Annotated in this window: 16 protein-coding genes and 1 tRNA gene; 13 read left to right on the forward strand and 4 right to left on the reverse strand. The window is 55.3% G+C overall.

Annotated elements, in window-relative coordinates; translation table 11 throughout:
- The coding region (locus GXP52_04845) for an IS256 family transposase (GenBank protein NOY86609.1) at nucleotides 1-725 on the forward strand (725 nt) is incomplete at its 5' end.
- Nucleotides 726-1,101: 376 nt separating this feature from the next.
- On the opposite strand, the gene GXP52_04850 is transcribed toward GXP52_04845, so the two are convergent.
- Both GXP52_04850 and GXP52_04855 read right to left on the reverse strand, forming a co-directional pair.
- Nucleotides 1,102-1,272: a hypothetical protein gene (locus tag GXP52_04850; GenBank protein ID NOY86610.1), complete on the reverse strand. Its 171-nt coding sequence runs from the start codon at nucleotides 1,270-1,272 to the stop codon at nucleotides 1,102-1,104.
- On the reverse strand, nucleotides 1,263-1,571 hold the full coding sequence (locus GXP52_04855; protein NOY86611.1) for a hypothetical protein: 309 nt from the start codon (nucleotides 1,569-1,571) through the stop codon (nucleotides 1,263-1,265). The genes GXP52_04850 and GXP52_04855 overlap by 10 nt, the downstream gene beginning before the upstream one ends.
- A gap of 126 nt (nucleotides 1,572-1,697) precedes the next feature.
- Here GXP52_04855 and GXP52_04860 point away from each other — a divergent pair, with 126 nt between their 5' ends.
- The 6 genes from GXP52_04860 (at nucleotide 1,698) to GXP52_04885 (ending at nucleotide 6,588) form a co-directional block, all read left to right on the forward strand.
- Nucleotides 1,698-2,009, forward strand: coding sequence for a nucleotidyltransferase family protein (locus GXP52_04860; GenBank protein NOY86612.1), 312 nt, complete (start codon nucleotides 1,698-1,700; stop codon nucleotides 2,007-2,009).
- Nucleotides 1,996-2,337, forward strand: a complete 342-nt coding sequence (locus GXP52_04865) for a DUF86 domain-containing protein (protein NOY86613.1) — start codon at nucleotides 1,996-1,998, stop codon at nucleotides 2,335-2,337. Before GXP52_04860 ends, GXP52_04865 begins: the two co-directional genes overlap by 14 nt.
- Before the next feature lie 395 nt (nucleotides 2,338-2,732).
- A tRNA-Asn gene (locus tag GXP52_04870) sits at nucleotides 2,733-2,808 on the forward strand.
- Between the two features lie 125 nt (nucleotides 2,809-2,933).
- Nucleotides 2,934-3,197: a GIY-YIG nuclease family protein gene (locus tag GXP52_04875; protein ID NOY86614.1), complete on the forward strand. Its 264-nt coding sequence runs from the start codon at nucleotides 2,934-2,936 to the stop codon at nucleotides 3,195-3,197.
- A 79-nt stretch (nucleotides 3,198-3,276) separates the two neighbouring features.
- A complete protein-coding gene (locus GXP52_04880; GenBank protein NOY86615.1) occupies nucleotides 3,277-5,190 on the forward strand; it encodes a potassium transporter Kup in 1,914 nt (637 codons plus the stop codon).
- Between the two features lie 192 nt (nucleotides 5,191-5,382).
- Nucleotides 5,383-6,588, forward strand: coding sequence for an MFS transporter (locus GXP52_04885; protein NOY86616.1), 1,206 nt, complete (start codon nucleotides 5,383-5,385; stop codon nucleotides 6,586-6,588).
- Between the two features lie 205 nt (nucleotides 6,589-6,793).
- Here the strand turns inward: GXP52_04885 and GXP52_04890 are convergent, their stop codons facing one another.
- A complete protein-coding gene (locus GXP52_04890; GenBank protein ID NOY86617.1) occupies nucleotides 6,794-7,402 on the reverse strand; it encodes a trimeric intracellular cation channel family protein in 609 nt (202 codons plus the stop codon).
- A gap of 4 nt (nucleotides 7,403-7,406) precedes the next feature.
- Nucleotides 7,407-8,684 carry an FHA domain-containing protein gene (locus tag GXP52_04895; protein NOY86618.1) on the reverse strand — a complete coding sequence of 426 codons (1,278 nt, stop codon included), beginning with the start codon at nucleotides 8,682-8,684 and terminating at the stop codon, nucleotides 7,407-7,409.
- A gap of 161 nt (nucleotides 8,685-8,845) precedes the next feature.
- Here GXP52_04895 and GXP52_04900 point away from each other — a divergent pair, with 161 nt between their 5' ends.
- The 6 genes from GXP52_04900 (at nucleotide 8,846) to GXP52_04925 (ending at nucleotide 12,999) form a co-directional block, all read left to right on the forward strand.
- Nucleotides 8,846-9,103, forward strand: coding sequence for a hypothetical protein (locus tag GXP52_04900; GenBank protein NOY86619.1), 258 nt, complete (start codon nucleotides 8,846-8,848; stop codon nucleotides 9,101-9,103).
- Nucleotides 9,104-9,180: 77 nt separating this feature from the next.
- Nucleotides 9,181-9,720, forward strand: coding sequence for a cysteine hydrolase (locus tag GXP52_04905; GenBank protein ID NOY86620.1), 540 nt, complete (start codon nucleotides 9,181-9,183; stop codon nucleotides 9,718-9,720).
- A complete protein-coding gene (locus GXP52_04910) occupies nucleotides 9,710-10,900 on the forward strand; it encodes a nicotinate phosphoribosyltransferase (GenBank protein NOY86621.1) in 1,191 nt (396 codons plus the stop codon). The genes GXP52_04905 and GXP52_04910 overlap by 11 nt, the downstream gene beginning before the upstream one ends.
- Nucleotides 10,884-11,876, forward strand: coding sequence for a hypothetical protein (locus GXP52_04915; GenBank protein ID NOY86622.1), 993 nt, complete (start codon nucleotides 10,884-10,886; stop codon nucleotides 11,874-11,876). Before GXP52_04910 ends, GXP52_04915 begins: the two co-directional genes overlap by 17 nt.
- 141 nt (nucleotides 11,877-12,017) lie before the next feature.
- Nucleotides 12,018-12,176, forward strand: a complete 159-nt coding sequence (locus tag GXP52_04920; protein NOY86623.1) for a rubredoxin — start codon at nucleotides 12,018-12,020, stop codon at nucleotides 12,174-12,176.
- Between the two features lie 127 nt (nucleotides 12,177-12,303).
- Nucleotides 12,304-12,999 carry a type 1 glutamine amidotransferase gene (locus GXP52_04925; GenBank protein ID NOY86624.1) on the forward strand — a complete coding sequence of 232 codons (696 nt, stop codon included), beginning with the start codon at nucleotides 12,304-12,306 and terminating at the stop codon, nucleotides 12,997-12,999.
- Nucleotide 13,000: the final 1 nt, after the last annotated feature.

Raw genomic sequence — 13,000 nt, forward strand, 5'->3', positions numbered from 1 at the left:
GAGAACATCCCTACGTGTACATGGACGGTATTTTGCTCAAGCGCAGCTGGGGCGGGGAGATTCGCAACGTATCGGTTCTTGTGGCCTTCGGTGTAAACCAGGACGGGTATCGGGAAGCTTTGGGCGTTGCCGAGGGAGCCAAGGAGGACAAGAAGAGCTGGAGCAACTTCACCCGGCACCTTAAGGAGCGTGGATTAAAAGGGGTACGGATGTTCACCAGTGACAAGTGCATTGGTCTGGTCGAGTCGTTGGGTGAGTTCTACCCGGACACTTTGTGGCAGCGGTGTGTGGTTCATTATTACCGCAACGTGTTTACGGTCGTTCCCAAGGGCAAGGTGAAGGAGGTCGCGGCGATGCTCAAAGCGATACATGCCCAGGAGAATCGCGCCGAGGCGCTTGCCAAGGCCAAGAATGTTGTGGCAAAGCTGGAAGAGATGAAATTGCCAAAAGCTGCCAGAATGGTTCGTGAAGACATTGATGAGACCCTGACCTACTATAACTTTCCTTCGGAGCATTGGCGCAGGATTCGGACCAACAATCCACTGGAAAGGATCATGCGCGAGATCAGACGACGTACCAGAGTCGTTGGTGCCTTCCCGGACGGCAACTCGGCCCTGATGCTGGTGGCGGCACGGCTCAGGCACATTGCCGGGACTCGATGGGGATTGAAACGATATCTCAGGATGGAGAGGCTATTTGAGGCCGAGATGACGCCAGCCGCCTGAGCTTAAGGAGCAACCAGATCGAAACGTCCGAAATAAAATGTGCGAAAAATTCTGGACACTACCTCCCGAAATTGAGGGCGGTTTTTTTGGCGGAGGTCCGGGGTCAACAAAAAGGACCAAAAACCTGAGTATATGAGGTTCGACCCCTGGAAACCCAATGTGGCCTATGCCACAGCGCGATGGGATCTGCTCAGTCTCTCGAAGCAGGGACTCCTGGAGCAGGGGAAGGCGGGAAAGAAGTTGGTGTTCACCGTCCCCGCGGACCTGAAAATGAGGTTGCGGGTGTAGTTGGATTTGCACTTGAGGTTTAATATCATCGCCGGACCGGATAAAGGGGGTATGAAATGTCAGATGAATTTGCAGCCCAGGACCTGATCTACGATGCATGGGAAACACCAGACAGGGCAAAGACGGGGGTCAGACCGGGAATATGGCAGTTCTTGATATGATCAGTTTGTATTCTCCTTGAAAATACAGGTTCTCTTTCCCCGGTATATACTTTCTGAAACAGGCTGATGACCTGATCGTCATTTTTCTTTAAGTCCATGTCAACGAGTTCCTGGAAAAAAAGCTGGGCGTTCCGGCGATCGGTACTGAGACAGGAAAGGATGTCGTCGCCATGCCCCTAGATAGGATGCCCTCGGGGATCTCGATGAGAAGATGGTAATGGTTGTCCATGAGGCAGTAGGCGTGACAGATCCAGTTCATCCTTAGGATCGTGGTTTTGAGTAACTTCAGGAAAAGCTTTCGGTCGTCATTGTCCCGGTAGATATACTCCTGGTGGTTTCCTCTGTGGTTGATGTGATAGATAGCGCCGGGGAATTCGAGGCGGTGTTTTCTTGGCATATGGAAGGTATTATCAACTTGCTTTGGGTATGGCTATTGCCAAATGGCTATTGCCAAATTCCCGGCATGACCCCAGCAACGCAAGTCGACTTGCCAATTGTTGATGACTTGAGTATTCTTCAAAATATGGATGCAAGGACCCCGAGCCTCACCAGAAAAGAGCAGATCGCCACGTTCTGCAGGCAGCATAAGATCCGGAAACTGTCACTGTTCGGTTCCGTTCTGCGAGATGATTTCGGTCCGGAGAGCGATATTGATGTGCTGGTGGAGTTCTCCCAGGATGCCAAAGTTGGGTTATTTGAACTTTACGACCTGGAAATGGAACTTTCGTCGATCTTTGGGGGAAGGAAGGTCGAGATCAATACTCCGAGAAGCCTGAGCAAATATTTTCGGGAAAACGTCATGAATGAGGCCAAGGTGCAGTATGTCCAGGCGTGACCCATTAGTCAGGCTCAGACACATGCGGGATTTCGCCCGCAAGGCAGTCGCACTCACAGAGGGTAAAAGCAAAGGGGATCTCGAAAAGAACGAGGTTCTTCGTCTTGCTGTCACTCACCTGGTCGAACTGATAGGGGAAGCTGCCAGTCATATCCCTGTTGAAGTCCAAACCGAGTATGCGCACATCCCGTGGCCGAAAATCGTTGGAATGCGAAACCGCCTCATCCACGGTTACGATTTCGTGGATATGGATATCCTCTGGGAAGCGTTGCAAAGCAACGTTCCTCAGCTCCTGACAGAACTCGATTCCATTCTTGATACCGTGTAGAAGAGCTCCCCCTCAGATTTGCGAAAAGTGTGAAAGAAGAGCCTGCCAGCCGTAACCTCCTGTCACCCGAAGCCTTGGCGAAGGGTGGAATTGACCCCACAGTTTACCCCCTCAAAAAGAGATCGGAACATTTCTCGGGTTGAGCCAATCAGCCATCAGCACCTCCGTCATGGGAAAAGTTTACTACTTCGGAAGTGGGCTGTCACCTGACCAAAATCCAATGGTAGATCCCAGCAATGCCTCGCCTCGATGCTCCTCGCAATGACAGTAAAATAATAACAAAGGTACACATTAGCTGGATGAATCAAACCCAAAAAGTTTAGGTGTTAAGCACCTGGAGCCATGGAAAAATTGACAGGGAACAGGCATTCTGCTATTAGTTTTGACCTCAATATTCCCCGGTAGCTCAGTCGGTAGAGCGGGTGGCTGTTAACCACCTTGTCGCTGGTTCGAGTCCGGCCCGGGGAGCCACTTACAAAAGCCCAGTTACGCTATGATCGTAACTGGGCTTTCTTTTTGCATATACCCGGGCATGGGAACCAACGACAAAGTGGTTTCTATCTTTGATCACCGACTGAGCTACCGGGGGACTAATTATGACCTACTATGTCTACATCCTTCAAAGTTTATCCAGCGACCGCTATTACTGCGGGCAGACCAAGAACCTGGAACAGCGGCTTCGCCAACACAACGATCCTGAGTATCGTCCCGATGCGACTACTCGCCGATTTGCCGGTCCCTGGATATTGATATGGAGCGAAGAACACTCCACCCGCAATGCGGCGATGAAACGGGAACACCGCATAAAGGGTCGGGGAGTGAAACGGTTTCATGATATGATCAGGGCCTGCCAATGTTAGTCCGTGTTATTTATTGACCTGCCTTGCCGGCGCATAGTAATGACATGTGGCTCAGTAACAACGACAAGGATGATCCAGTATGAAACAGGCGGGAAATCCGGTTCCCGATCAAGGCCACGCTTCCCAGGGCGAAAACAGCACCCTAGCGGCCCTCTCCTTGACAGCCCTTGGCGTAGTTTTCGGCGATATCGGAACCAGCCCTCTTTACGCCCTGAAAGAGTGTTTTAATGTTACTCACGGTCTTTTACCGACTCAGGATAATATCCTGGGTATCCTCTCTCTGATTTTCTGGGCGCTCATCCTGGTCATCTCAATCAAATATCTCAGCTTCATCCTGCGTGCCGACAACCAGGGAGAGGGCGGTATCATGGCGCTGACGGCCTTGCTTCTGCATCAAAAAACACAGAACCAGGGGAACCGCAAATACTTGATCATCCTTGGATTATTTGGCGCGGCGCTGCTTTACGGTGACGGCATGATCACCCCTGCAATCTCAGTCCTGTCGGCAATTGAAGGCTTGAAGATCGCGACTCCGGCGGTTTCTCCCTTTATCATCCCACTGACGGTAATAGTTCTTGTCATCCTGTTTTTATTTCAGCATCGTGGTACGGGAAAGGTCGGAGCGATCTTTGGACCGGTGACCCTGATCTGGTTCCTGGTCCTGGCTGTTCTCGGTATTCAACAGATCATCAGATATCCGGCGATCCTGACCGCTGTAAGCCCACATTACGCTTTTCGTTTTATGGTACATAATGGCTGGCCGGCATTTTTGGTTCTAAGCGCAGTTTTTCTTGTGGTCACAGGTGGTGAGGCCCTATATGCCGACATAGGCCATTTCGGTGTGAAACCGATCCGCCTGGTCTGGTTCACGCTGGTCCTGCCCTCACTGGTTATCAACTATTTCGGCCAGGGAGCTTTGCTGCTGGCGAGGCCCGAGGTCCTGGAAAACCCCTTCTATCACCTCGCCCCGGACTGGGCCCTGATTCCGCTGGTAGTGCTTGCCACGTTCGCCACGATCATTGCTTCTCAAGCCGTTATTTCCGGTGCTTTTTCAATTACGTCGCAAGCGGTACAGCTCGGCTTCAGCCCGAGGTTGACGGTGATTCACACTTCGTCCAGGGAATCGGGCCAGATCTATGTGCCGGCAATCAACTGGATATTGATGTTCAGCTGTATCGGATTGGTTATCGGTTTTGGTTCTGCAAGCAACTTGGCTGCCGCCTATGGTTTTTCAGTATCAACCGACATGGTGATCACCACGCTGCTGTTTTTCTTTGTGGTCCGGGAACATTTTCACTGGTCGATTAAGGGGGCATTAATGCTCTGCGGCGGATTCCTGGTATTTGATATCGCATTTTTTGGAGCCAACTCCGCCAAGATCCTGCATGGCGGCTGGTTCCCCTTGCTGGTAGCGATCGTGGTTTTCACCTTGATGTCAACATGGAAAACCGGACGGAGTATCCTTGCCAAGCGGCTGCGTGAAGAAGCAATGTCGATCGACAGGTTTCTGGCCTGGATCCAGTCCTCTTCATGCCAAAGGGTTAGCGGAACAGCCGTGTTCATGACCGGCAACCTGCACATTGCCCCCCCGGCGTTACTGCACAACCTTAAGCACAACCAGGTGCTGCATCGCCGCATAGTCATCCTGTCTGTCGTCACAGAGGATGTACCCCATGTACCGAAAGCGCAGCGCTGCGAGACGGAAAATGTCGGTGAGGGGCTCTACCTGCTGGTGGTACACTATGGTTTCATGGATGAGCCGAATTTGCCGAAAGTTCTCAATGAGATCGAGGTCGGGGATGAATCTTTCCTGATGATGGAAACGACTTTCTTCCTCGGGAGCGAGACCATTATCCCTTCAGACAAACCGGGCATGCTTGCCTGGCGGGAGCATCTTTTCAAACTGATGTCACGTAACGCCCCAAGTGCCACCAGCTATTTCGATCTTCCTCCGAACAGAGTGGTCGAACTGGGGATGCAGATTGAATTATGATCTGAAGGATATTCTACTAACCATATCAACTACGATACAATTCCCGCTGCGACCCCAAGCCTTTCAATAGTTTTCTCACAGAAAACCCAGTCGCATCAGTGCGCACTTTTTGTTATTACAAGAGAGTCCAAAATCCTCTTTGCCTTCAGTTATGAATATCAGTATGAAAGGCCGGCAAATTTGAATGAAAACATGGTAAGCAATAAAGAAGAGAACAGAAAAGACAATGGTTTTCAGCTGGGCAATGTCGTCCTGATCAGCACGACGCACCTGGTGCACGATATCTATTCGTCCTTCCTCGCGCCAATCCTTCCCCTTCTTATCGCCAGGTTCGGGCTTTCGTACACCATGGCCGGCCTGCTCACCGTCGCACAGCGCGCTCCGTCTCTGTTCAATCCGCTGTTGGGCCTGCTGGCCGACCGCATCCATATTCGCTACCTTTTGATTCTGGCGCCCGCCATCACTTCCGTTTCCATGTCCCTGCTGGGGCTGGCCCCCAATTACGGCGTACTGGTGGTTCTTCTGCTGGCGATGGGCGTCGGGGCCATGTGTTTTCATGTGCCCGGGCCCGTGATGATAAAGACTGTTTCGGGGAAACGGGTGGGCCAGGGAATGGGCTACTTCATGCTGGGCGGCGAGGCGGCACGGAGCATCGGGCCATTGGTTATCCTGGGCGCCGTGTCGCTATGGGGACTGGATGGGACCTGGAAGCTCATCCCCTTCGGGCTGACGGCGTCCGCGATTCTCTTTTTCCGGTTCAGGAAGATGGTGATTCGAGAGTCGGTCTCGCCCATATCCGGGCTATCCGGCATACGTCACACTCTGAGGGATTTTCTCCCGTTTTTTGGAATACTGGCGGGCTACACTCTGTTCATGTCACTGATGCGCTTCACCCTGATGATCTTCCTGCCCACCTACCTTACCGGCAGGGGGGAGGATCTGTGGTTTGCCGGAATTTCGCTTTCCGTTCTCGAGGTGACCGGCGCTATCGGAACTTTTTACGGCGGCGGGCTTTCGGATAGAGTGGGCCGAAAAAAACTGCTTCTCGCTGTGTCCATCGTATCCCCGGTCCTGGGATGGGTATTCCTCCTGACCCATGGGTGGGTTTCCATCGCGGTTCTGTTGGTCCTGGGGTTTTCCCTCTTTTCCGCTGCTCCAGTGGTTTTGGCCCTGGTACAGGATGCCCGGTCGGACCGACCGGCCTTTATCAACAGTATCTATATGACCATCAGTTTCCTTTCAAGTTCCCTGACGGCGGTCGCTGTGGGGTGGGGAGGCGACCATTTCGGCCTGGATAACACCTTCCGTGTGATGTTTTCCCTCTCATTCCTTGCTGTACCCTTTGTCTGGTTTCTCGCCGATCGCCATCTCGGTGTTGCGGGCCCTGATAAGGAATAAGGCACCGTTATATTTCCGTTGCAATCCCCAACCAGGTTATAATAATAGTTCATCCTGGAAATGCGTACCTGATGTGGAATCTGTTTTCTCACGCTCGTTTGTCACCCCGGAAACGTGACTCGCTCCGCCCTTCGCATAAAGCTTCGGGTGGCAAGCAAGGCGCCCTTCGACAAGCTGGATTGCGCCGCATCCGCGCGGCCTGCCGTTAGTCGATTCTGGCCACCGGCAGGGACCAGTGCCTGTGGATGGCTATTACGCGGATGACGACAACGACGAGGGCCGAGATCACGGCGGTGAGGGATTCGTTCACCCCAAAACGGTACAGGATGTAGTAAAGGATGCCTCCGAATACGCAGGCGGTGGCGTAGATCTCCTTTTGCAGGATAAACGGCACCTGATCGGACAGGACGTCCCTGACAACTCCGCCGGCCGTCGCGGTCATGACCCCCATCATAACGGCAACCAGGAATCCGGCGTCGTATTTCAGAGCCTTCCCGGTGCCGATAACGAGGAATGTTCCCAGGCCGAGGGCGTCAAAATAGAGCAGGGGCCTGTGAACGAAGTCAAGGCTGTGGTGAAAATAGAATATGAGAAGGGCCACAACGATGGAGAGGTAAAGGTAGTTTTCGTCCTTGAAGCAAAATGGAGGGACGGCGCCGAGGAGGAGATCCCGTATTGTTCCACCTCCCACGGCAGTAACGAGCGCGAGGACGACGACGCCCAGAAGGTCCATCTTTCGTTGAACACCGGCGAGTGCCCCCGATGCGGCAAAGGCGGCTGTACCCAGGAGATCGAGGAAGTATAGAACGCTCATGGCCCTAAATCTTATACTTCCTCATCTTCGCATACAGCGTTGACGGGGCTATGCCAAGGAGGCGGGCCGCCTTCCTTTTGTTGCCGCCGGCCATCTCCACGGCCTCCCTTAACGCTCTGACCTCGGCGTCGCGCATGCTCCCTGCGCCGTCCCGGGGAACCGCACGGGAAAGGGGCGGCAGATCCCCAGGGCCGATTATTTCCCCGCCGCACAGCGCCCCGGCCGTCTCCAGAACATTTTTCAGTTCCCTGACGTTTCCAGGCCAGGCATGATTGCATAGAATATTCAGGGCCGGTTCGGCAAGCCTGAGCCGTTTGCCCGTGCGCCGGCTGATCTCATCTTGGAAATGTTCCAGCAGTGCGGGAACATCTTCCGGGCGTTCCCTGAGAGGCGGGAGTTTCACCCGGGCGGCCGAGGTCCTGAAAAAGAGGTCCTGACGGAAAGTTCCTTCCATGACCTGAGCCTCGAGGTCCCGGTTGGTGGCCGCCACGAAACGGACGTTTGAGTGCCTCTCACCGGCTTCTCCCAAGCGCTTGAACTCCCTTCGGTCCAGAAGGCGGAGGAGCTTCGGTTGAAGTGACAGGGAGAGTTCGCCGATCTCGTCCAGAAACAGGGTTCCCCCTTCCGCCTCCTCCACAGCGCCTTTCCTGGAGGCATCCGCCCCGGTGAAGGCCCCTTTCTCGAATCCGAACAGTTCGCTCTCCATAAGTTCCGATGGCACCGCCGCGCAGTTGAAGACGACAAAGGGCATGGACGATCTCGAACCGTATGAGTGAAGGCCCCTGGCGGCCAGCTCCTTCCCGGTTCCCGTCTCACCCTGGAGCAGGACCGTCACGTCGCTTCCGGACAGCCGCTCCAGGAGAGAAAATACCTCCCGCATGGATTTGCCCCGCCCGATCATCTCCCCGAAACATGTGGTCCGTGATGAGCTCGGCACGAAAGTTTCCTCGTTGAGCCGGAAACCGATTTCGCTTTTTCCCAGGGTAATGGTCGTGCCGTCGCGCAGGTAGGCGCGATCAATCCTGACGCCGTTTATGAACGTCCCGTTGGTGCTGCCCACGTCCTGCAGCAAAAAACCCTCGCTGGTGCGTGAAATCTCGGCATGTCGGCGGGATACAGTAGGATCAGTAAGGCAGAACCCGGAACCCGAATCGGTTCCTATGGTCAGGACGCCCTCCTCGAGTTGAGTTTCCCGGCCCGTGTCAGGACCATCCGCCACCGTCAGAATGGCCCGGTCGAGCCGCACCCTTGTTTTTCCCGTTATCCTGCGAGTTACGGTCATGGCGACAAACCTTCTCCCTGAAACCGGCACCCTGCCCCCGCCCGGCGCATGGCAATTCCGCCCGGCCTGATGGTCACTGAAAAGAAATCATAGAAGATAGACGTCACAATGTCGAGCACTCCCCTTGACCACCAAATGCCCGTCTGCTACAAGAATCCGTCATGGATCTGTCATACGGTTCCACCGGGCTTCTGTTGACTTTGATCGTCCTGACTTTCGTCGCAACGCTTCCCTTTGGGTACTGGCGCGTAAGATGCAGAAAGTTTTCGGTGAACTGGTTCCTCGCGATCCACCTGATCATTCCCTTCATCATCGCCATGCGCATCCTGGGCGGCTTTTCCTACCTTTACATCCCCCTGTTTATTATCAGTGCCCTGCTCGGCCAGTTTGCGGGCGGCGTAATTCGGGCGCCGAAGTAAAAGACAGCCCATGGACAGAGCCTGCTGGAATGGTTAAGTAAGTGAAGACCAAGTCCATCAATCATGGGGGATGCGACATGTCCAAACGGGCGCTTCTTGTCATCGATATGCTCAACGATTTTCTCCTTCCCGGCGCTCCCCTGGAGGTACCCGCGGGGAGAAATATCATCCCGTGCATTCTGGAGGAGATTAAAGCCGCCAGGGAGGGGGGTGTTCCCGTAATCTACCTATGCGACAACCACGCGCCCGATGACCCTGAATTCGTCAAATGGCCCGCCCACTGCGTGTCCGGTACAAAAGGAGCGGAAGTAGTCGATGAACTTTCACCGGAGGAAGGGGATATTGTCGTTCCCAAGACCCGGTACTCCGGATTTTTCAAAACGGACCTGGACGGGATACTCAAGAACCTGGATGTGTCGGAATTGACGTTGACCGGCATCCTCACCAATATCTGTGTCCTGTTCACCTCCTGCGACGCCTTCATGAGAGGGTTCAACCTGAGAATCCCGGAACAGTGCGTAGCGGCCCTCACCGTGGAAGAGCACACATTCGCGCTGGACCAGGTCGGAAAGCTCATGGATGCCGAGATCATCCGGAAGGCCGGACATGTCGGGTAAAAAACACCCGAAACTGCTCATCGCCTCCCCCGAGGAGATCGCCGAAGGCAAGGTCACGGATGTCTACTTCATCCGCACCCGCCAGATTCTGAACGCCAGGGGCATCCACGAGAATGTGCGGGTGGAGATCATGGTCAAGTCCTTTCCCGAGAACTGGCAATGGGCGCTCTTCGCCGGCCTCGACGAGGTTCTGGAAATCATGGAAGGGCACCCGGTGACCATTCGCGCTCTTGCCGAGGGAACGCCCTTTAAACCTTATCTCCCCGTCATGGAGATCGAGGGAGACTACCTGGATTTCGGCATCTACGAGACCGCGATCCTCGGGTGCCTGTGCCAGTCGTCCGGAATTGTCACGGCTGCGGCCCGCTGCGTAAAACTCGCCGCCGGCCGGCCCGTGGTCAGCTTCGGCGCACGGAGGATGCACCCTGTCTTAGCGCCCCTCGTGGAGAGGAATGCCTACATCGGCGGGTGCAGCGGCGTGGCTACCGTCAAGAGCGCGGAGGTCCTCGGGATCACCCCAACGGGGACGATCCCCCACGCACTGGTCATCATCATGGGGGATTCGGTTGCCGCCGCCACGGCCTTTGACGAGATTATCGATCCTGCCCTGCCGCGGGTCGCGCTTGTGGACACCTTCGGGGACGAGAAATTTGAATCCCTGGCCGTGGCCGACGCGCTCGGCGGGAAACTCAGCGCCCTGCGGCTCGACACGACATCGTCCCGGCGGGGAGATTTTTCGAGGATTTTCCAGGAGGTACGCTGGGAGCTTGATCAGAAGGGATACTCCCACGTGAAGCTCTTTGCCAGCGGAGGACTGAATGAAAAAAGCATCGTCCGGCTCAACCATGTTGTTGACGCCTATGGGGTCGGAACATCCATCTCCGCTGCGCCCACTGTCGACTATTCCCTTGATATCGTGGAGGTGGGAGGGGAACCTCGCGCCAAGCGGGGAAAGATGTCCGGGAGCAAGGAACTGTTCCGCTGTCCGACGTGCATGGAGGACACAATACTTGCCAGGGGCGCCGAGGCCCCGATATGTGAGAGATGCCGGATCAAGGCCGAGCCCATTCTCAAAACCATCATGAAAGATGGGAAAAGAACCAGCCAGTCTCCCACACCCGGCCGGATACGTAAGGACATCCTGGCCATCCTGGAAAGGCTCGATGTTGAGCCGACCTGATTTTCCCTCCGACATGGAGACAGGAAAAACCCCGGGCAGGCTTTTTCTCAGCGGGAAGCGGGGGGTTGTTTCCGGGCTCTCCACGGCCTGGCTTCTGCTCAGGATCATGGTCCCCACAATGGCCATCGTCCAGGTGCTCAAGGTCCTCGGGGCCCTGGCATTTCTGGCGCATCTGGCCTCCCCCGTAATGAAGGTTTTCGGCCTTCCGGGAGAGGCTGCCCTCGCCCTGCTTACCGGTGGCGTTGTCAACATCTACGCTGCCATAGCCGTCGCGGTGAACATCCCCATGACGGCAAAATCCATGACCGTCCTGGCTATCATGGTTCTCATAGCCCACAATCTCATCGTGGAAACAGCGGTGCAGAGCCGGGCGGGCACACCGGCGGCGGTGATGGTCACCGTCCGGATCTCGGCCGCTCTGCTTGCCGGATTCATCTTCGCGAGGATCATCCCGGATGGCGGGGTAGTCATGGGACAAACGACGGTCTCCGAGGTCTCCGGCCTGCGGCAGGTCCTGGCCTCAAACGCGCTGTCCCTTTTACGGATCGCCATTATCGTCATCACCCTGATGGTCCTTGTGGAGATCAGCCGGGAATTCGGGCTCATGGACCGGTTTATGAGCATTCTCCAATGGCCCATGAGGGCACTTGGACTGCATCGCAAGACGGCGTTCGTGGCTGCTGTAGGGTTGGTCCTTGGACTTGCCTACGGTGCTGGTCTTATTATTGACGAGACCAAAAAAAGTTCCATTTCCACCAGGGAGATCCTGGCCACCAACGTCTTCCTGGGTACCAGCCACGCCCTGATCGAGGATTCACTGGTCTTTGCCGCGGTGGGAGCCAACCTGCTCTGGATAGTGGTCGGTCGCCTTGTTTTCGGTTCCATCTTCCTACGGCTGGTAATGCCGTTGGCGGAAAGGTGGATCGGAAGGAGAAATGTTGCCGGAGAACGTGAATCTGGAACGATTGTATCTTGACAGGCCGGCCGGCGTCAGGAAGAATGTCGTCCTGTTAAATAATGATGATTTCGCAAAAAGTCGTCAACGCGCCCATTTAGGGGCGCCCAAATCAATTATGGAAGTCCGACCTGAAACCCAACGGCTCCAAGGAGGTATGGCATGAAAAAATATCGCTGCACTGTCTGTGGATATATTTATGATCCGGCCGTCGGGGACCCCGATGAGGGCGTAGCTGCGGGGACCACGTTTGACGATGTGCCTGAGGACTGGGTCTGTCCCGATTGCGGAGCGGATAAGAGCTTTTTCGAGGAAGCCTGACATGTCCACCGTCAACATAACCCCGGCGGAGGGATACCGCGCCCAGCTTTTCCCAACCGAGGCCGACCTTCAGAACTGCAGGGAGCTCGGCGCGAAGTTGGTTGAGGGATAAAATCGGTGATCTGACATGATAGTCATTTTTCAACATGTGCCCTTCGAAGGGCCCGGTCTTATCGCGGAGATGCTCGATGGAAGGGGCATGCCGTATATGATTCTGGAGCCGTACAAAGGCGATCCGACACCCCTTTCACCCGCCGGGTTTACGGGAGTAATCTCCATGGGGGGGCCGATGTCCGTCAATGACGATCTGGATTTTCTGGCAAAGGAAAAGTCATTCCTGGCCGAGGCCGTTGCGCGGCGTCTCCCGGCGCTCGGTGTGTGCCTCGGCGCGCAGCTCCTGGCCGCCGCCCTGGGCGCAGGAGTATATCCAGGGCGGGAAAAAGAGGTGGGTTGGGGGGAGGTTACATTGACCGATGAAGGAAAGATGGATCCTCTTTTTTCCGGGGTGGGGGACATCCTGCCGGTCCTTCACTGGCATGGGGAGACCTTTGATATTCCCGCCGGGGCCGTTCTTCTGGCGTCCTCCCGCGCTTGCGTCAACCAGGCTTTCCGGTGGGGCGAGAGCGTTTACGGGTTCCAGTTTCACCTTGAGGCGAACGGTGAGGTGGTCAAAGAATGGATCGAGGAGGATCTGGCCGGATGCTGCCCCATGGTTGAAGATCCGGCCGGTATTATCAAAGCTACGGAGGAATTCATGGACAAGGCCCATTTAACCAGTTCCCTGGTTTTGGGACGTTTTCTGGACATGGTGGCGCGGGTCTGAA

This window comes from Deltaproteobacteria bacterium (assembly GCA_013151915.1).
Taxonomy (GTDB): Bacteria; BMS3Abin14; BMS3Abin14; order BMS3Abin14; family BMS3Abin14; genus BMS3ABIN14.

What these genes read in the sequence shown, in the direction of transcription:
- GXP52_04850 (NOY86610.1), bottom strand. Translation starts at nt 1,272, where the DNA reads ATGGACTTAAAGAAAAATGACGATCAGGTCATCAGCCTGTTTCAGAAA.
- GXP52_04855 (NOY86611.1), bottom strand. Translation starts at nt 1,571, where the DNA reads ATGCCAAGAAAACACCGCCTCGAATTCCCCGGCGCTATCTATCACATC.
- GXP52_04860 (NOY86612.1), top strand. Translation starts at nt 1,698, where the DNA reads ATGGATGCAAGGACCCCGAGCCTCACCAGAAAAGAGCAGATCGCCACG.
- GXP52_04865 (NOY86613.1), top strand. Translation starts at nt 1,996, where the DNA reads ATGTCCAGGCGTGACCCATTAGTCAGGCTCAGACACATGCGGGATTTC.
- GXP52_04875 (NOY86614.1), top strand. Translation starts at nt 2,934, where the DNA reads ATGACCTACTATGTCTACATCCTTCAAAGTTTATCCAGCGACCGCTAT.
- GXP52_04880 (NOY86615.1), top strand. Translation starts at nt 3,277, where the DNA reads ATGAAACAGGCGGGAAATCCGGTTCCCGATCAAGGCCACGCTTCCCAG.
- GXP52_04885 (NOY86616.1), top strand. Translation starts at nt 5,383, where the DNA reads ATGGTAAGCAATAAAGAAGAGAACAGAAAAGACAATGGTTTTCAGCTG.
- GXP52_04890 (NOY86617.1), bottom strand. Translation starts at nt 7,402, where the DNA reads ATGAGCGTTCTATACTTCCTCGATCTCCTGGGTACAGCCGCCTTTGCC.
- GXP52_04895 (NOY86618.1), bottom strand. Translation starts at nt 8,684, where the DNA reads ATGACCGTAACTCGCAGGATAACGGGAAAAACAAGGGTGCGGCTCGAC.
- GXP52_04900 (NOY86619.1), top strand. Translation starts at nt 8,846, where the DNA reads ATGGATCTGTCATACGGTTCCACCGGGCTTCTGTTGACTTTGATCGTC.
- GXP52_04905 (NOY86620.1), top strand. Translation starts at nt 9,181, where the DNA reads ATGTCCAAACGGGCGCTTCTTGTCATCGATATGCTCAACGATTTTCTC.
- GXP52_04910 (NOY86621.1), top strand. Translation starts at nt 9,710, where the DNA reads ATGTCGGGTAAAAAACACCCGAAACTGCTCATCGCCTCCCCCGAGGAG.
- GXP52_04915 (NOY86622.1), top strand. Translation starts at nt 10,884, where the DNA reads ATGTTGAGCCGACCTGATTTTCCCTCCGACATGGAGACAGGAAAAACC.
- GXP52_04920 (NOY86623.1), top strand. Translation starts at nt 12,018, where the DNA reads ATGAAAAAATATCGCTGCACTGTCTGTGGATATATTTATGATCCGGCC.
- GXP52_04925 (NOY86624.1), top strand. Translation starts at nt 12,304, where the DNA reads ATGATAGTCATTTTTCAACATGTGCCCTTCGAAGGGCCCGGTCTTATC.